This window comes from Pseudoflavitalea sp. G-6-1-2 (assembly GCF_012927185.1).
Taxonomy (GTDB): Bacteria; Bacteroidota; Bacteroidia; order Chitinophagales; family Chitinophagaceae; genus Pseudobacter.
Genome location: NZ_JABBGB010000003.1, coordinates 1,119,595 through 1,137,583 on the forward strand (window position 1 = coordinate 1,119,595; position 17,989 = coordinate 1,137,583).

Genomic DNA, 17,989 nt, shown 5'->3' on the forward strand with positions numbered 1-17,989 from the left:
ATACATGACGCAACAACAAGCTATAGAAACGGTCGCTGATATATTCTCACTCTACGAGTTATTCGGTAGTGCGGATTATATCGGCGAACCGGTTTCGCAAATCGAACATATGTGCCAGGCAGCAGAACTGGCCGAAGCCGAAGGTTATGATGAAGAAGTGATACTCGCAGCATTCTTTCATGATATCGGCCATCTCTGCGAATACATCATGCCGGCAGAGCAGATGAACGGATACGGCGTAGTGGATCACGAAGTACTTGCCGGCACTTATCTGCGTGAAAAAGGATTTTCTGAAAGAGTGGCAAAGCTTGCCGAAAGCCATGTGCTGGCAAAGCGTTACCTCACTTTCAAATATCCTGCATACTTCGAACGACTATCGGTTGCCAGCAGGGAAACATTGCAGCAACAAGGTGGTGTGATGAATGCAGCCGAAGCCGCCGCATTCGAATCAGATCCATTGCATACACTGTTCATCAAACTGCGCGAGTGGGATGATCTTGCCAAGCAGGAACATAAACCACTTCCATCATTACAGAAATACAAAGACATGGCCATTCGCCATCTCTCCAATAACCTCGATCACAAAACAGCAAGAAACGATGATTAAACTAGCGGTATTCGACATGGCGGGCACCACCGTGGTGGACAATAATTTTGTAGGCAAAGCCTTTCAGCAGGCCTTCAGCAAAAATGGATATGAAATTGCATTGGCAGACTTCAATCACCTCATGGGCTATCACAAGCCCACTGCCATTCGCATGGTGCTCGATAAAATAGGCGTTGATGCAAACGATCAACTGATCGAAACCATACACGATGCATTCCAAACCGAAATGCTCGATTTCTACAAACACGATCCTGCAGTAAGCGCTATTCCCGAAGCAGAAAATATCTTCCTCTACCTGAAAGAAAAGGGCATCCGCATTGCGCTGAACACGGGCTTCTCGCGCGAGATCGCAGACAGCATCATTACGCGCCTGAAATGGAAAGAGCGTGGACTGATCGACGATTACATTGCCAGTGACGAAGTAGAGCAGGGGCGTCCGCAGGTGTTTATGATGCAGCAGCTGATGCAACGCGCCGGCATTACCGATACAACACTGGTGGCCAAGATCGGCGATACCGAAGTGGATATCAATGAAGGCCGTAATGCAGGCTGCGGGCTGGTTGTAGCGGTAACAACAGGTGCTTACACCCGCGAAGAACTGGCAGCTTTTAACCCGGATCATATTCTCGACAGTCTCGATGAACTGCCGCAGCTTATCGGCATTGCATAATCATTGCTCACATTAAACAGCAAAAGCTTGTCTGAACAATTAGCAATATCAGCAAGGCCTGCAGGCCGGCAAACAGGCACCGCACTGTACGTTGCCGTAGTGGCGTTTCTTACTTACGCATCGGTGTATGCATTTCGGAAACCCTTTACTGTAGCTACTTTTGAAGGCATCAGTTTTTTGGGGATACCGTATCAGACCCTGCTGATCATCAGTCAGGTGATCGGATATATGGGCAGCAAGTTTGCCGGCATTAAACTGATCGCAGAGCTGAAACAAAGCGGTCGCTGGAAAACAGCCATGATACTGATCGGTGCTGCATGGATCTCGCTGCTCTTCTTCGCACTTGTACCCGCACCTTTCGGAATGATCTTTTTACTGATCAATGGCTTCTCACTGGGGTTCATGTGGGGCATAGTGTTCAGTTATGTGGAAGGAAGAAGAACCACTGACTTTATCGGCTCCACCATGGCGGTGAGCTTTATTTTCGCAGGAGGATTCACACGCTCCGTGGCTAAATGGCTGATGCTTGAATGGAGCGTTTCTGAAAAGTGGATGCCTTTCATGACGGGGCTCGTTTTCATTGTTCCGATTATGCTGTTATTCCTGATGCTCGAAAAAATTCCGGCGCCCACATCGGAAGACGTCCGGGAAAGAACAGCAAGAGTGCCACTCGATAAATCAGGAAGAAAACAACTGCTGCGCAGGTTCGGTGGCGGATTGATAGTGATCACCATCACTTATTCTTTTCTTACAGTGATGCGCGATGTGCGCGACAACTATATGGCCAATATGTGGAATGAGATCGGTTATGGCAACGATGCAGGCATTTTTGCCCGTTCTGAATCTTCTATCTCAATTTCTGTACTGGCGCTGATGGCGCTGCTGGTGCTGGTTCGCAGAAATCTTACCGCATTCAGATTGATTCATGTGGTGATAGCTGCAGGTTTTCTGCTGGCAGGTGTCAGCTCATGTCTGTTTGTGAATGGTCGCCTGAACGGCGCACTGTGGATGCAGCTTACAGGCCTTGGCCTCTACATGGCATACATCCCTTTCAATTGCATTTTCTTCGAGCGACTGATCGCAACTTTCAAAATAGCCGGCAATGTGGGCTTTCTCATTTACCTCGCAGATGCCTATGGCTATCTGGGAAGTGTATCGGTGATGCTGGGAAAATCTTTCCTGGATCTGAAACTGAACTGGAGTGGATTTTTTTCGCATGGCGTAATTTTGCTTTCTGTAATCGGCATCGCCGGTACCGTAGCTTCCCTGTATTATTTCAACAATAAATTCAAACAACAAAATTTATAAAATGGCGCAAAGAAGTGCGATAGTGATCGGTGCAGGCATAGCCGGACTGGCAACCGCCAGAGCCCTTGCAGTTCGTGGATACAAGGTTACTGTAATTGAAAGATCAGGAAGGGCAGTAGGTGCTTCCATCCGCAATTTCGGAATGATATGGCCGATTGGTCAACCCGATGGCGGCATGTACGAAACTGCCATGCTGAGCAGAAAGATCTGGAAAACGGTTTGCACAGAAGCAGGGATCTGGCATGATGAAGTGGGCTCACTTCATCTGGCATACAGCGCCGACGAATTTGCTGTGTTGCAGGAACTGTCGAAGGTCTATCAGCATAGAAACTATCAATTGCTTACGCCCGAAGAGATTAAGGCATCCTCTCCGAATGTTGTTACGGAGTCTTTGATAGGCGGGCTTTTCAGCAGCGACGAACTGATTGTTGATCCACGCGAAGCGATTGCAAAAATACCGGACTACCTCAGTGATAAATTCGGTGTTGAATTCAAATGGGGAGTTGCAGCAACTGATATTGCCTATCCTTCGGTATTCAGTGCCGGAGAAACATTTGAGGCCGATGATATCTATGTGTGCAGTGGCGCAGACTTTGAAACACTCTATCCGAAAGTATTTGCAGCATTGCCGATTACCAAATGCAAATTGCAGATGATGCGCATGGCGGCCCAGCCCGAAGCGCAGCGTATCGGACCTGCCATCTGCGGGGCCTTATCTCTTGCGCATTACAGCAGCTTTAAGCAGGCGACCTCTCTCGATGCACTGCGTAAGCGCTTCGAAGCGGAATATCCTGAATATCTGCGCTGGGGCATTCACGTTATGGTGTCGCAGAACCAGTCGGGTGAACTGACTGTCGGAGATTCACATGAGTATGGCCATACGCATGATCCTTTCGATAAAAGATTCATCAATCAACTGATACTCGATTACCTGAAAACATTCGCCCGGTTTGCCGATGAAACAGTGATCGAAACATGGAATGGCATCTATCCCAAACTCACCAACGGCGAAACCAATCTGGTGCTGGAACCAGAGCCGGGAGTAACTATCATCAATGGATTTGGTGGTGTAGGAATGACCCTGGCATTTGGAGTCTGCGAACAGTTGATGAAGTAAAAAGAAATAGAAAAGCCCGGAAGTACAGCTTCCGGGCTTTTTTTTATGCAATAGTTTAGAATCCCATTTGTATCGCTACCGGCTTCTGAATCACATTCAGATGCGTTTCTGTAAATGAATTAGAAACGGTGTTGAACAAATAAAATGATCCCTTCATGGCTTTGGATGAATTCGGATCATACGTGCATACGCCGATATTTTCCATCGAAACTGTTCCACCTTCGTTGAAAGCAAACGCTGCAATATCGCCAGATTGATCTTCGGGCAATGTGAATACCTTCTGCAATTCCATGCCCATCACAGTAGTGCGGTAAACGCTGCGCCCGATTGCGAAATACCAGAAGTTGTTGCTGAAGTTGAAATAAGGCATTATCATTTTATCCAGATCGGGGACTGTGGCTTCTGCAATCTTGGTAAGACTGTTCACCGATTGATATCCATTCAGTGTGATGAGGAAGGAGGCAAGCTTATCGCCTTTCTTCATCAGAAATACGTAGCAGAATCCACCGTTTATGGATGTTTCAAATCCTTTGATGAAAGTGTATCCGGCGAGTATCGACTGATCGAGTGGTCCTTCTGCACTGGTGATATAACTGTCGCTGGCTGCCTGATTGGCTGTCATCAGAATGCGCACTTTGTTGTTTCTGTAATCCCATCCTGCCAGGAGTCGTGAGTAGAGTGATCTGCTGGTGAATAATCCCTGTGCACCAAAATCATAGTTCTGAGGATCACCGGGGTAGAGCACACTTCCTATCGCACCCTTATTCATCAAATGCGCTTTCCCATCTACCAGAATATAATTGTGGGTGGCGGATACCAACCGCACATATTGGGTGATGTTGAAAGAAGCGGAAGGTTCGATGAAGCTGGATTTGTTGTAGAACAGTATCGGCTTCATTTCGTTCACAAATACCTCCATCACATTGGCGTCGGATTCTCTGGCCGCCGTCATAACTGTGTAGGTGTAGTTGGTAGATGAGTTGCCATAATTGATTTTGAGTCCAAGATCAACAGGGTATTTGCCAATTGCTTTATCATTGAATGCACTGTAAGGCCTGAACAGGTTGTTTACACTGAGCGCTGAATGCATGTACAGTATTGCATTGTGGTCGGCATCTTCAGCGAGAATGTAAGTGCCTCTGCTTGCGGCGTTGCTGATTTCGAGCGTGAAGTTGTAAGTGTAAACAGTGTTGGTGGTGAGGTCTTTAACGAAGTAATATCCCACCAGTTTACCAAAGCCCATATTGGCAATGGTATGCAGCTCTTTGGTTCTTGCGATGGTATCTTTTTCAATCACCCATGCGAACCTGAGATTGGTAGTGTCTGATCCGGATACGGTACCTGTAATAACCGGTGTGAAATTAAGAGGATCGCCATTCACCACACGATAGATGCGCTGTGAGTTGTGATCTCCCAGCAGCATGTTGTCGATACTGATCTTGTTGATCTTTGTATAATCATAGTTTCCCTTATCTTTTGAGCAGGCGCCCGCGAGAACGGAAACAACCATCATGAAATATATAAGAATTCTCATTGCAGTTGATTTATGGTAAAAGAATGCGGGGCTGGGTATTATCTCCGTTGGGATACACCGGATGCTCGATGAAGTATTGCTTCAGGTAGTTCACGTACATGAATGTTACCGGATACCAGCTCGAAATGGCAGAAGTGGGCATGTTGTTCCAGTAGTAAATGGGGCCCGGAGCTGCTGTGATGAGATCGGGTGAAGGGTCTGCACCAAGGTAGTAAATCTGAATCCATCTTTCGTAGATCTCAGGATAGAATGTGCCGAACTGATTGCGCCAGGTGAACCACCACTTGGGTTCAAGCAGCTGATTGGTGAAGATGATCCGCAGTTTTTCGTTGTATTTGTTGCCTATCGCAAAATCATTGTTCTCTTTCAGTTGCAGGGTGAACCACATGATATTGTTGCGCAGTGCTGTTCCTTTTTTGATCCTGATGTAGAGGGTATCCGTATATTTTCCTGATCCGATTACGGGTTCGGAAAAAGATACCAGCGAAGCATCGAAATTACTGCTCTGTGCAGCAATGCTGTAAGTATAACTGCGGCTTTGCTGGCTTGCTCCCCCTGCAATTTTTACAGGTATGGCAAATGTTTTCTCGTCGAGGTTGGGATTGTCCATCGCAAAGGAATAGTTCAGACTGTCGATATACAACTCTACCGCTCTGTTGTCTGTATTCCGCTGTGCGAAATAGATGTAAGACTTGTTTGTATTGAATGTCTCAACCACTTTGTTTTTGGAGCAGCCGGTGAACATTGAGCCGGTGAGCAGTATTATCAGGCTGCTGCCTATATGTTGGATGATTCGTTTCATGATAAATGTTTTAACCTACTTGGTGTTGTTGTAAATGGATTCATCAACAGGCAATGGCAGATGATAGATGGTGAGATCGGCCGGAATGGTTCCGGTGGGCCTCACCAATGGCCTGAACATCCTCTTGTACATCAGGTACACGTATCCTTCGCCGGGATATTCTTTTCTGCTTTCGTCGATGATGAAGTTCATCACCACCTCCGGAGTGGTAGTTGCCGGATCGTATGGAATTCCGGTTGTGAGGTTTCTGCTGAAGCGAAGCTTGTTGAGCAATTGCATGGCCAGTGCCGGATCGGTGGCTGCTTTTGCTTCGGCCATGATGAAATACATTTCGGGCAGTGCCAGCAACGATACTTCATACTGATCTTGTGATGAAGAGGGCAACGTGTCTATCTCGAATTTGGTGAACCTGTACTGGCTGGTGCCGATCACTCCGAACCAGTTGATCCATCTGTAATCGTTCACACTTCCGTGAACGCTGTTCTTGTACAGATTGTTCATGAGATAAGTGTACTGCGGAACAAGTGTAGGTGTTGCTGTAGCTGAAAAATCGGGCAGATAACCGGCCAGCATATCACGGTGATTGTAAATGTAGAGCCCGAAAAGATTCTCCACTGAAAATCGTTTGTTTCTTGCACTAACATCGGAGCTGCCTACGAGGCGGATAGCTGCGTCTCTGTTGGTTTCGAGTTGTGTTATCACTGCATTGGCGCGGGTGTATGCTTCGTCAGTTTTGCCTGCCCACATGGAAAGCCGGGCCTTCAATCCCAGCACTGCATAGTAATTCATACGGATGCCTCTGCGGTCGATGAGCGAATTGTATCGGATGGTACCGAATCCATTACCGTTGGTGCTTCTGCCGATTGTTTTGATGGTGTCGTTCTTCAGCAGCAGCTCTGCATCGGCAAGATCTTTATCGATGCGGCTGATCACTTCTCCTGCGGAAATCAGCGGCTGGGGCAGGTTTCCGGCTGCGGCATAGTAGGGGATGGCTTTTGCTCCCGCACCTTCCTGGCTGATAACAGGACCAAATAGCCGAAGCAGCTCGAGATGTGCAAATGCCCGCATGCCTGTTGCTTCTCCTTTGATGAGATCGTAATACTGATCTCCTTTGATGTTCTCGATATTCTTGAGTATCGTATTGGTTTTGTTGATGGCAGTGTAGAGGCCGCTCCAGATATTGCTCAGCATCGTCTGATACACGGGCAGCTGGTAATTGAGGCCAATCACATTGGAGTATGGGTTCTGCTGTGCAGGGATATTCCAGTAACCGGCCATTGCATCCAGCATGCCGTATTTCAGCTGACGCCCATAGAGATTGGGATTGGTGATGCCGTAATAAACATCGGCGAGCGCACTCTCGAATCCGTCCCGGCTATTGAAGAGCTCATTTTCGAATACCTTATCGTTCGGGGTAACATCGAGGAACTTCCTGCATCCTGTGAAGGTCACCAGCGCGAAAAGGGCTATATGAATATATTTCATTGTGATCTGTTGTGTGGTGATTAATATTCAACGGTCAATCCGAGGTTGTAAGTTCTGGCAAACGGATAATCGATGCCACGCTCCATTCTGATGGTGCTCAATCTGAATACATCGTTGGTGGAGAAGTTAAGCCTCAGTCGCTGAATGCGGTATTTGGCCAGCTTCACTTTCATGAAATCGTAATTGACATTGAGGCTGGCGAGACGCAGCGTGTTTTCTTTCTGAACAAACCTTGTGGTAAGCTGAGTGGCTGTCTGATCGGAAATGCCTTTGTACATCGCCACATCACCGGGCGTTTTCCAGCGCTGTTCAAGGATGCGCAGATCTGCATTCATATATGGGCTTGCATTTTCTACTTTATCAACCAGAGTGGTATTGTAGATGTCTGCTCCGAGCGTATAGTAGAAGAACAATCTTACTGACAGGCCTTTCCATGACAGATCGGTGCCGAAAGTTCCGCTGAGCCTGGGTTCTTTGTCACCAGCCACTATCTGATTCTGGGCGTTCCAGGTGTAGGTTCTGTTGCCGTTGAGATCGAGGTACAATTCACGTCCGGTGGCTGGATCGATGCCGAGTGAGCGCACTGCACGGAAAACGCTGAGCGACTGATTTTCTTCATAGTAAGCAGAGATCCTTTTGATGTCTCCGTTGCTTTCTTTGGCAACCAGTGATTCGTTCAGCTTCTTCAGCTCATCGGAGATCTTCACCAGCTTGCTTTGATTTTTCACAGCAGCGAAGTTGAGGCTCCAGTAAAGTTGTTTTTGCGGATTGGAGTACACCATTACTGTACTGCTGAGTTCAAAGCCGCGGTTTCTTACTTCGCCCAGATTCTCATAAAATCTGTTGTCTGCAAATCCCAGACTCGGTGCAACAGTGATGGCCGAGATCATTCTGTTGGTGGTTCTTTCGTATACGTTCAATCTTACGTTGATGCGCTGGTTCCAGAAGGCGGCATCGATACCGGCGCTTTTCTGGAAGATCTTGGGCCATGTGAGTGAGGGGTTGCCCTGGCTCACATACATGGTCGTATTTTTTTTATAGTACCGCGCATCAGGAGAGAAGAGATAGGCAGTGGTGGTCATGTCTGCAGTGAAATTCTCGTTGCCTGTTTCGCCGAGGTTGGCGAATACGCGGAACATATCTACTCCGTTCACGTGAAAGAATTTCTCTTTGTGCAGGTTGTATCCGAGACCCACACTCCAGAACGAACCGAAGCGGTTGTCTTCTCCGAATTTGGATGATCCGTCTACGCGATAGGAGAAGTCTGCCAGGTATTTCTGATCATAGTCGTAATGCAGGTTGGAAGCAAGTCCCAGCAATCTTTCCGGAACACTGGTGTAAGTTGGTCTCATGCTGGAATAACCAAGGGCGAGGCTGGGGCTTACGAAACGATCGTCTACAAATCCACGGAGCGTATCCGATCGTCCATCGATCTTGCTCGATCTGGCTTCTCCGATCACAGCTGCATTGAGTGAATGCAATCCTAATGTTTTGCCGTATTGCAAGGTGAGGTTGGCCTGATACTGTGTGGCTCCTCCATTGTTCACTGCATACAATCCTTTTCTGGTGTCGGATGATTCGGAGATGAAACGGGTATTGTATGGCGAGATGTAGAGTTCTCCATCATTGAATGTTTTTGAGAGCACACCAACGGCATTCAGTTTGAAGCCGCTGCCGATGAACCATTCGATGCTCAGATTATTGGTAAGGATGGAACTGTTGTTGAAGTTTTTATAAGGAAGACTGGCATTGTAAAGCGGGTTATACGAAACGCCGCCGGCGAATGAAGTGAAATACTGGCCGAGATCATTGTAACGCGGAATCAGCTTTCCGTTATCGTCATAGATGCGCTCGTAAGGATTCATTTTTGTGTAGAGCGAGAAAGAGCCATACGGAGAATTGTATTCTTTCGTGCCCTGAAAACTGGCATTGTTTCTGAAAGTGACCTTATTGGGAATACGGTAGATGAGGTTGAAAGCCGCGCCGTATCTGGTTCTTCCCGATCCTTTCATAGCTCCTTTGAAATCGGCGTAGTTGCCGTCGATGCTGTAACGAACTTCCTGATTGCCTCCTTCGGCGCGGATACTGTGACCGGTTGAGAAGGTCGATTGCACAGGTTGTTTCAGCCAGTAGGTGTTTACGCCGCTCTGCACTGCGAGTTGTCTGTCGCGGTACAGGTTGTTCAGCTTCATGGTGTAGTCGGCCGTCCATTGCGGATCTGCTGGGTCTTTGTACTGATAGATGCCTGCGAGTTTTTCATACTCGAGTTTCTGTGAAGCATTCATCAGGTTGTAATCGGAGAGATCAACCAGCGTGGCTGATCCTTTGAAATCATAGCTGACAGTGAATTTGCCCGATTTCGGCAATCTCGTTTCAATTACCAGCACCCCATTGCCTGCGCGGCTTCCGTAGAGAATGGTAGCACTGGCATCTTTGAGAATGGAAATGGATTCGATGCGGTTCACATCCATGTCGTAGAGTTGCTGCAGCGTGCCCTGAAATCCATCGATGATGATGAGCGGCAGGTTCACATTGCTTCCTACGCTGCTGATGCCACGGATATTGATATCGGGCAACCGGTTGGGGTCGGAACCTGCAATATTGTTTTCCTGTACCCTGAATGCAGGATCGAGGGTTTGGATAATGGAGAAGATATTGTTGTTGTTGAATTTCTGTAACTCCTTTCTGGTAATGGTAGTGGATGCTCCGGTGAAGGTTTCTTTCTTTCTGGTGAAATAACCCGTTACCACTACATCTTTACCTGCGAGTGATTCTTTGAGGTTTACTTCAGCTTTAACACTGGTTTGATTGTCTGAAAGCCTTACTGCATACGGTTCTATGCTTACGTGTGTAATGATGAGTGTTGCTCCTGTACGCACTTTGATGCGGAACTCGCCACGCTCGTTGGTGGCAGTTGCATTGCCGTTTACACCTTTCTCGCTGACAGTAGCGCCGGCAAGGGGAGTGGGGGCGCCCAGACCATCTTTGAGTTGCACCACACCTGTTATCACCTGGGCCGGAATGGTATCCGGTGCTATGAGAAGGGAGAGTGGTGAAGGCGCTGTTTTTTGTTGAGACAGCACGATGGTTCCTTCTTCAATTCTGGCTTTGATGCGGGTACCTTTCAAAGCCAGCGTGAGAAACTGCTCCAGCGGCATATTCTCTGCATGCACATTGAGGCAGCAGGCACTCTGAAGCAATTCTTTATTGGCCCAATAGGTATAACCCGTTTGCTTCTGAACGGCCAGCAGCACGGTTTTCAGCGATACGTTCTTCGCAGAGAGCGTAACGGTTTGGGAAGATGCCATTACTGATGCACTCAGCATGGCAATGAGCAGAACAGCAGTCGACAATTTCATAATGAACTTGATGGGGAGGCGTATCCAGTCATGCATGAAAACAGACCTGTACGTAGGGGCATGACGTTTTCTCCAATTAACAGTTAATTGCATACATTCGCATTGTTTGGTTTTTTAAAAGGTGCCTAGCCTTGTATAGAAATCAACATCGCCGGGAATGCGTCAACATTTCCGGTTTTTGTTTGATAACAGCCTATTGTTTCTTATTGCTGATGATCAGCATTCTGCCTTCCTGCCTTGCATCCACATCCATGTCTTTGAGCGATTTGATGATGCCTGAGAGTTTCATGCTTCTCGGTACCATGCCTGCATATGTTTCTGTGGGAATGGCGCCTTCGTATTTTACATCTACATCGTACCATCTTTCTATCAGTTTCATGATCTGCTGAAGGGTGAGATCATCAAAACTGAAATAGCCATTCTTCCACGCGAGTATTTTATCGAGATCCACAGATGGTATTGTCTTAATGGGTGCAGAGGGCCGGAAACGCGCCTGCTGACCGGGTTTCAGCGTTGCAGGTAATATGCCTTCAGCCGAAACTTTTACCGAACCGGATACCAGTGTTGTATTGATGGTGGTTTCATCGTCATAGGCATTCACATTGAAAGATGTGCCGAGTACCTGCACTTCCATATTCTTAGTCTGCACTTTGAAAGGAGCCTCCGGTTGAGCCGCAATTTCGAAATACACTTCTCCTGTAATTTTCACGGCTCTTTCATTGCCGGTGAAAACTACAGGATATTCCAGTGAGCTGCCTGCATTCAACCATGCTTTGGACCCGTCGGAGAGTACCATCATGTATTGCCTGCCTTTGGGTGTGCTTACTGTGTTTCGGGTAATTTCTGTGGATGAACTCCAGTTGTGACCGGCTACCAGATGTCCGTCTTTGATGTTGATATTTATTCCACCGGAAGTATTGGTGGTGCCGTCTTTCAGTGTATCGAGCAGAACGGTAGTTCCATCGGCAAGTGTAAGTACAGCGCCGTTCGATGCTGGATTTCTGTCTGCGATCACCGGAGCATCGGGTGTTGTTGTTGTAGTTGCAGGAGCCATGATGCGCCAGATGCTGAATGCCCCGATGATGATGGCCGATGCAGCCACCCACCACCAGCGATAATTTGTTTTGCGGGATGGTATGATGCGGATAACTGCTTGCTGCTCCTGCGTTTCAGGCGCAAGTATCGCTGCTATGATCTCATCCGAACTCTGTTGCGGCAGTAAATGCGGGCCAGCTTTCTTCGCCGCCATAATGTGCGAGATCGCCTCCTGTACAGCGGATTTATTGGCCGGGTCTGCCAGGTATTCCATCAGTGTCTTCCGGTCCGGTTCAGAAAGCTCAGTTCCGGAAAGCTTACTCAAAAGCTCTTCGAGTTGGTTTTGGTGCATCGCAGTCGATTAATAATGTTGCTGTGAGTAAAGAGTAGGGCAATAGTTGCCCCGGGTCAATAGGTTGAAAAAATATTTTTTTATCGCACCTGCATGCAGATCAGCAGGGCAATGGCCGGTGTGAGATCGAGGTGCAGCAGGCAATAAGAACGGATGGTTCTGGTAGCCAGACTCAGATGCCGTTTCACCGTCTCGGGTTGTAATCCAAGCCTGTCGGCCGCTTCGGCGCGTGAAAGCCCCTGCTGCCTTATCAGCACATACACCTGCAGTTGCTGCGGTGGCAGTTGCTGTATAGCCCGCTGCAATAATCTGTTGTAGTCTTTTTCGAGAATGGTGGACAGCAGATTGTCTTCGTGCTCTGTGTCTGCAGTCTGCTCCTGCCAGGCTTTGTGTTTCTTCGATTGCTGCGCCTGCGCATGAAGACTTCTGTACACGGCATTTCTGGTGATGATGAAAAGGTATGCATCCCAGTCCGTTACTGCAGCAACTTTTTCTCTGCTCTTCCAGATCTGAAGAAAAACATCCTGCACAATCTCTTCGGCAATATTGGTGGAAGTGGTGAACAGCAGGGCATTCGAGTAGACCCTGTGTTTGTATCGGTTGAACAGCAGACTGAAAGCACTATGGCTTCCAGATCCCAATTGTTCAAGCAGTTCGGGGGTATCCTGATGATCTTTTTTATTCTCCAATTCTACAGCAGTTTGGTTCAGATGATTACAGGATAAGTATCCGGGGCATGGAACCAAAGATGGCTAATTTATTGGAATAATCAGGATGAAAAAATGAACGCTCTGGTATTCAGAGCGTTCATCGGTATTCAGCAATACACTTTCAATATCCTGCCATTTACAGCGCCCTCCACACTGAGAACGTAGGCATTCACCACTTTTTTCATAGGAGCAAGGTTGTAGCCGGGAAATAACTCCCCATATCTTTCAAAGCTGTCTTCCACCAGACCGGGACTTACTGCATTGATACGCATGTCCTGTTTCAGCTCCTGTGCGGAAGCCAGCACAAAGCTGTTGACAGCACCGTTGATCATGGCCACTGCGGTTCCATTTTTTGCAGGATGTTCTGCTGCAATGCCGGATGTTAACGTAAAACTTCCTTCTCTGGAGAGATAATCTTTTCCGATGAGCACCAGGTTCATCTGCCCGATGAGTTTGCCTTTGATGCCCGGCATCATATCGGCTTCCGTCATACCATAATAGTTGCCATAGAAACCAGTACCAGCTGTGCAGATGAGGGCGTCTACAGTTTTGAGTTGTTCAAACATCTGCAGAATGCTCTGCCTGTCTGCAATATCCACCTGAACATCTCCACTGTTCCTGCCTGCAATGATGATCTCGTGTTTTGGCTGTAGTGCTTCTTTTACTTTCTTTCCGATTGTGCCATTGCCTCCGATAATTAATACGCGCATAGTTTTTTATGCAAAGCTATCGGTAAGCATAGGCTGGCTGTTAGTACAAAAAGTTCATTCAGTATAACGATTAGCCCGGAACTCGGTTGGAGTGATGTTGTATGCCCGTTTGAACAGTTTGGTGAAATAGGAGGTAGCTTCAAACCCACACTGATCGGAGATCTCCGAAATTCTGGTGTCGGTATTGTTCAATAATAAGCGGGCATGTTCGAGCCGCTTCTGAGTGATCCATTTTTTGGGAGAAGATTGATAGAGGGAAGTAAAATCTCTTTTGAATGAACTCAGACTTCTGTTGCAGAGTTTGGCATATTGCTCTACCGATAATTTCTGGAACAAAAACTTTTCTACGATACGCGAAATATCAGCTGATTCTGCCGATGTGAGGCTGGCCCAGAAAGGGGCTGTCTTTGCAAAGGGAATTGTTTTGAGGATATAGAGCAGTATCTCTTTCTGCTTCAGCAGCAGTATGCCCTTGTCTTTTAGAGTATTGTTGGTGAAATATTGAAGCAGTTGTTTTTTGAAACCATCGATGGTTTCATTGGATGGAAGTTTCAGGTAATGGGAGTCTGAAACTGTAGAGGGAAGTGTTATTTTGTATTCAGCGATCACTTCCTGCACAATGGAGGGAGTGAGAAAAAGGAGGATGGCTTCGAAGTTCAGTCCTTCTTCAAAATATTCAGCCATTGCGTAGATCCCTTTCTTCAGGAAAATGATTTCCTGTGAACTCACTTCCACTTTTTCATTATCTATATGCAGGTGTTTTTCTCCTTTCAGAATAAATACCAGTGTATCTCTGGTAAGGAAAACCGTTTTGGTGTTCTTCTTGTTTTCTGTTTTGTGTTTGGCGAAAATAGAACCATCTGCGGTGAGAAAGGTTCTGTCGTCAGTTGCTGCCTGTACTGGTGGAAATTCTGTGATAGACAACGTAAAGAGATTTTATGATTATCCTTCAACGGGTGTGGGCTTACCGTTATCATCCAGTGCCACAAAGGTGAATACGCCGTTGGCTACTTTTTCTCTTCCTTCCACATGCAGGTGTTCGAGAAATACTTCTACCTGAATTTTGATGCTGGTATTGCCAACGGTGTGTACGTTGCCAACAAGTTCAACCATAGTGGCAGCGGGGATGGGCTTTTTGAAATCAACTTGTCCGCTGCTGACCATCACGAAGGTTTTTCTGGAGTATCTGGTAGCTGTCATGAAAGCCGTTTCAGACATCATCATTATCACCCTGCCACCAAACATGGTGTTGTGGTGATTGGTGGTATCCGGGAATACGGTTTTGAATACATGCGTTTCTGCGTTGGCTATTCTTTCTGCGGATGTCATCTGGTAATTTGTTGATCAGGTTATTGGCTTTGCGGCAATGGAGCCGGAGGTGAAATTAAGAAAACCTCGCCTCAAAGGAAATAATTTCCGGTGAAGCAAGGCTTTAAACTATGGCAGAGGGATAAAAAATGATACGGGTGGTTGCAGAGGCAGACTAGCTGGTTCTTTGGGGTTCGGGCCTCACTGCTTCTTCTTCTACTGAAAAGATCACGCTTACGATCTTCCATTCGCCGTTTGTTTTGATCATTCCCCAGCTTTCGGCTCCCCAGTTAAGTTTTTTGCCACTAAGCCAGAAACTGTAATCGAAAAACACAGTAGCTGCATACCCGTCGTGGTTGATGCGGATATTGTAGAATTTCTCTTCACAGTTTGCTTCGTATATGCTGCGGATAAAACTCTTGTAATCGCTGGCGAAATAATCGCGGGCTTTTTCATTTCTCTTCAGATCGTTCTGATGGGTGGCCGGCATGATCGATCCTGCCCACGATACAGGATCTTTGTGAAAGAGTGGATAGAAACGGGTACTGTCTCTTTTGATGATGCAATCCATGAATGTATCCAGCACTTTCCGGATGGCTTCTTCATCGTTGGATCCTTGTGCAAAAGAAAACTGCAGACAGAACAGCAGCGAAAGCAGAACGGAGATCTTCTTCATGTAAGGGGTGTGTTTTATAGGTATCTAAGTTACACTCACCGTGAATGCAGAACTATACCTGCTTCCCGTGAATTATCCATTCGTCCTCCCGAAAAATTTAGGATATTTGACGCCTTTTATTGACGGAATCATGAAGGTTTGCATTGCAGAAAAGCCCAGTGTGGCACGCGATATTGCTGACGTAATCGGCGCCAAACAGCGCAGGGACGGCTATTACGAAGGCAATGGGTACCAGGTTACCTGGACCTTCGGGCATTTCTGTACCCTCAAAGAACCGCACGATTATACCGATCAGTGGAAGTACTGGCGCCTCGAAGACCTGCCCATGATCCCACCAAGCTTCGGCATCAAACTCATCGAGAACGATGGTGTGAAGAAGCAGTTCAAAGTGATTGAGAATCTCGTGAAGGCCTGCGACGAAGTGATCAACTGTGGTGATGCCGGACAAGAAGGAGAGCTCATTCAGCGATGGGTATTGCAGAAAGCGCAATGCACGGTTCCCGTGAAGCGGCTTTGGATATCATCCCTCACAGAAGATGCCATCCGCGAAGGTTTCCAGAAACTGAAAGAAGCCGAACAGTACAATAATCTCTATGCTGCAGGCAGCGCCCGTGCCATCGGCGACTGGCTGCTGGGCATGAATGCTACCAGACTCTTCACCAAAAAATTTGCATCGGGCAAAACCGTACTCTCCATTGGACGTGTGCAAACGCCCACGCTGGCCATGATTGTGGCGCGACAAAAAGAGATCAATGCTTTTGTGTCCGAAGAATATTACGAACTGAAGACCATCTACCGCGAAACCGAGTTCACTGCTACCATCGATCGCATCAAGGTGCTCGACAGAGCACAGAAAGGATTGGCTTATCTCAAAGAACATCCTTTCGAGATCACATCAGCGGAAAAGAAAGAAGGGAAAGAAGGAAACCCGCGTCTCTTCGACCTTACAGCCCTGCAGGTAGAAGCCAATAAGAAATATGCCTATTCGGCAGATGATACACTGAAGTACATTCAGAATCTCTATGAGAAAAAGATGGTGACCTATCCCAGAGTAGATACCACGTATCTTTCTGAAGATCTCCATCCTAAGATCGAAGGCATCATGCGCGATATGACGCCCTATGCTGCACTCACTGCGCCGGTGCTCGCTCAGCCGATCCCCAAACTCAAAACGGTGTTCGACGATAAGAAAGTAACGGATCACCATGCGATCATTCCTACGGGCGTATTTCCATCAAACCTCAATCCGGAGGAGAAACGGATCTACGATCTCGTGGCTCGCAGATTTATCGCTGCATTCTATCCTGAATGTAAAATATCCAACTCCACTGTGATGGGCAAAGTGGGACAGGTGGAATTCAAAGCCACCGGAAAGCAGATACTCGAACCGGGATGGAGAGAAGTGTACGCACATGAAAAGTCCGAGAAAAAAGAAGGGGAGGAAGAAGAAAAAGTACTGCCTGAATTCGTAGCCGGCGAAACTGGTCCGCATACACCGCGCGTACATCAGGGAAAGACCACCGCGCCGAAAGCCTTTACTGAAGCGAGTTTGCTGCGTGCCATGGAAACAGCAGGCAAGCAGGTGGATGATGAAGAAGTACGCGAATTGCTGAAAGACAACGGTATTGGCCGCCCGTCTACACGCGCGAATATCATCGAAACATTGTTCCGCCGAAAATACATCGAGAAGAAGAAAAAGAATATCTACGCTACGCAAACAGGCATCGATCTTATCGATACCATTCGTACCGAACTGCTCAAGAGTCCTGAGTTGACGGGTATCTGGGAGCGTAAACTTCGGCAGATTGAGAAGGGAGAATATGCCATCGAAACATTCAAGCAGGAGTTAATTCAGATGGTGATCGATCTCACGATAGAAGTAAAAACTGCTACTTACAAAGCCATTACTATTGCTCCCGATAAAGCGCCTGAGCCCGAAGAGAAGCCAAAGAAAGAGGCAAAACCAAAAGAGCCGAAAGAACCTAAGAAGGCAATGGTAGTGGAAGAGCAGCACTGCCCGAAATGTAAGGAGCACCTGCTGTTGAAAGGGAACTCGGCTTATGGTTGCGCTAATTTCAAGGTTTGCGGATTCAAAATCCCATTTGAAATATTCGGAAAGAAATTAACAGACAAACAAATTGCTGATCTCATTGCAAAAGGCAAAACCACCAAAGTGAAAGGATGGAAGCTGCCGGGTAAGGAAGAAGAGATGGAAGGCAAGCTGGTGCTGAATGCTGCGTTTGGTTTTGAGATCGGAAACTGATTACTGCAAACGATAAAAGAAAGGCTTCCCTCAGTAGAGCGGAAGCCTTTGCA

15 protein-coding genes are annotated in these 17,989 nt (G+C 47.2%); 5 read left to right on the forward strand and 10 right to left on the reverse strand.

The window, feature by feature from the left end; all coding sequences use genetic code 11:
- The first annotated feature begins 4 nt into the window (after positions 1-4).
- The 4 genes from HHL16_RS21920 to HHL16_RS21935 are packed head-to-tail and all read left to right on the forward strand — an operon-like array spanning position 5 to position 3,702.
- Complete coding sequence (locus HHL16_RS21920) at positions 5-607, forward strand: HDIG domain-containing metalloprotein (protein WP_169427474.1); 603 nt, start codon at positions 5-7, stop codon at positions 605-607.
- A complete protein-coding gene (locus HHL16_RS21925) occupies positions 600-1,277 on the forward strand; it encodes an HAD hydrolase-like protein (RefSeq protein ID WP_169427475.1) in 678 nt (225 codons plus the stop codon). Before HHL16_RS21920 ends, HHL16_RS21925 begins: the two co-directional genes overlap by 8 nt.
- Positions 1,278-1,304: 27 nt before the next feature.
- Entirely contained in the window at positions 1,305-2,585 is a 1,281-nt protein-coding gene (locus HHL16_RS21930; RefSeq protein WP_206022536.1) for a DUF5690 family protein, read from the forward strand.
- 1 nt (position 2,586) lies between these two features.
- Positions 2,587-3,702, forward strand: coding sequence for a TIGR03364 family FAD-dependent oxidoreductase (locus HHL16_RS21935; RefSeq protein WP_169427476.1), 1,116 nt, complete (start codon positions 2,587-2,589; stop codon positions 3,700-3,702).
- 55 nt (positions 3,703-3,757) lie between these two features.
- Here the strand turns inward: HHL16_RS21935 and HHL16_RS21940 are convergent, their stop codons facing one another.
- From HHL16_RS21940 to HHL16_RS21985, 10 genes are all read right to left on the reverse strand, one after another.
- Positions 3,758-5,236, reverse strand: a complete 1,479-nt coding sequence (locus HHL16_RS21940; protein WP_169427477.1) for a PKD-like family lipoprotein — start codon at positions 5,234-5,236, stop codon at positions 3,758-3,760.
- Between the two features lie 10 nt (positions 5,237-5,246).
- Entirely contained in the window at positions 5,247-6,038 is a 792-nt protein-coding gene (locus tag HHL16_RS21945; RefSeq protein WP_169427478.1) for a DUF4843 domain-containing protein, read from the reverse strand.
- 15 nt (positions 6,039-6,053) lie between these two features.
- The gene (locus tag HHL16_RS21950; RefSeq protein ID WP_169427479.1) at positions 6,054-7,523 is read right to left on the reverse strand and encodes a RagB/SusD family nutrient uptake outer membrane protein; all 1,470 of its coding nucleotides are present in this window, start codon (positions 7,521-7,523) and stop codon (positions 6,054-6,056) included.
- A 20-nt stretch (positions 7,524-7,543) separates the two neighbouring features.
- Positions 7,544-10,882, reverse strand: coding sequence for a SusC/RagA family TonB-linked outer membrane protein (locus HHL16_RS21955; protein ID WP_169427480.1), 3,339 nt, complete (start codon positions 10,880-10,882; stop codon positions 7,544-7,546).
- 193 nt (positions 10,883-11,075) lie between these two features.
- Positions 11,076-12,269 carry a FecR family protein gene (locus HHL16_RS21960; protein ID WP_169427481.1) on the reverse strand — a complete coding sequence of 398 codons (1,194 nt, stop codon included), beginning with the start codon at positions 12,267-12,269 and terminating at the stop codon, positions 11,076-11,078.
- 80 nt (positions 12,270-12,349) lie between these two features.
- On the reverse strand, positions 12,350-12,958 hold the full coding sequence (locus HHL16_RS21965) for a sigma-70 family RNA polymerase sigma factor (protein ID WP_169427482.1): 609 nt from the start codon (positions 12,956-12,958) through the stop codon (positions 12,350-12,352).
- Between the two features lie 128 nt (positions 12,959-13,086).
- Positions 13,087-13,689, reverse strand: coding sequence for a short chain dehydrogenase (locus HHL16_RS21970; protein ID WP_169427483.1), 603 nt, complete (start codon positions 13,687-13,689; stop codon positions 13,087-13,089).
- Between the two features lie 54 nt (positions 13,690-13,743).
- A complete protein-coding gene (locus HHL16_RS21975) occupies positions 13,744-14,613 on the reverse strand; it encodes an AraC family transcriptional regulator (protein WP_169427484.1) in 870 nt (289 codons plus the stop codon).
- 18 nt (positions 14,614-14,631) lie between these two features.
- Positions 14,632-15,018, reverse strand: coding sequence for an acyl-CoA thioesterase (locus HHL16_RS21980; protein WP_169427485.1), 387 nt, complete (start codon positions 15,016-15,018; stop codon positions 14,632-14,634).
- Between the two features lie 154 nt (positions 15,019-15,172).
- Positions 15,173-15,673 (reverse strand): nuclear transport factor 2 family protein, encoded by a 501-nt coding sequence (locus HHL16_RS21985; RefSeq protein WP_169427486.1) that lies wholly within the window; start codon positions 15,671-15,673, stop codon positions 15,173-15,175.
- A gap of 106 nt (positions 15,674-15,779) precedes the next feature.
- Here HHL16_RS21985 and HHL16_RS21990 point away from each other — a divergent pair, with 106 nt between their 5' ends.
- Positions 15,780-17,936: a DNA topoisomerase 3 gene (locus HHL16_RS21990; RefSeq protein ID WP_240966288.1), complete on the forward strand. Its 2,157-nt coding sequence runs from the start codon at positions 15,780-15,782 to the stop codon at positions 17,934-17,936.
- Positions 17,937-17,989 lie beyond the last annotated feature (53 nt).

Excerpts from the sequence above, each read along its gene's own strand:
- HHL16_RS21955 (WP_169427480.1), bottom strand. The coding sequence starts at position 10,882 with ATGAAATTGTCGACTGCTGTTCTGCTCATTGCCATGCTGAGTGCATCA.
- HHL16_RS21945 (WP_169427478.1), bottom strand. The coding sequence starts at position 6,038 with ATGAAACGAATCATCCAACATATAGGCAGCAGCCTGATAATACTGCTC.
- HHL16_RS21980 (WP_169427485.1), bottom strand. The coding sequence starts at position 15,018 with ATGACATCCGCAGAAAGAATAGCCAACGCAGAAACGCATGTATTCAAA.
- HHL16_RS21985 (WP_169427486.1), bottom strand. The coding sequence starts at position 15,673 with ATGAAGAAGATCTCCGTTCTGCTTTCGCTGCTGTTCTGTCTGCAGTTT.
- HHL16_RS21940 (WP_169427477.1), bottom strand. The coding sequence starts at position 5,236 with ATGAGAATTCTTATATATTTCATGATGGTTGTTTCCGTTCTCGCGGGC.
- HHL16_RS21970 (WP_169427483.1), bottom strand. The coding sequence starts at position 13,689 with ATGCGCGTATTAATTATCGGAGGCAATGGCACAATCGGAAAGAAAGTA.
- HHL16_RS21925 (WP_169427475.1), top strand. The coding sequence starts at position 600 with ATGATTAAACTAGCGGTATTCGACATGGCGGGCACCACCGTGGTGGAC.
- HHL16_RS21960 (WP_169427481.1), bottom strand. The coding sequence starts at position 12,269 with ATGCACCAAAACCAACTCGAAGAGCTTTTGAGTAAGCTTTCCGGAACT.
- HHL16_RS21950 (WP_169427479.1), bottom strand. The coding sequence starts at position 7,523 with ATGAAATATATTCATATAGCCCTTTTCGCGCTGGTGACCTTCACAGGA.
- HHL16_RS21935 (WP_169427476.1), top strand. The coding sequence starts at position 2,587 with ATGGCGCAAAGAAGTGCGATAGTGATCGGTGCAGGCATAGCCGGACTG.
- HHL16_RS21920 (WP_169427474.1), top strand. The coding sequence starts at position 5 with ATGACGCAACAACAAGCTATAGAAACGGTCGCTGATATATTCTCACTC.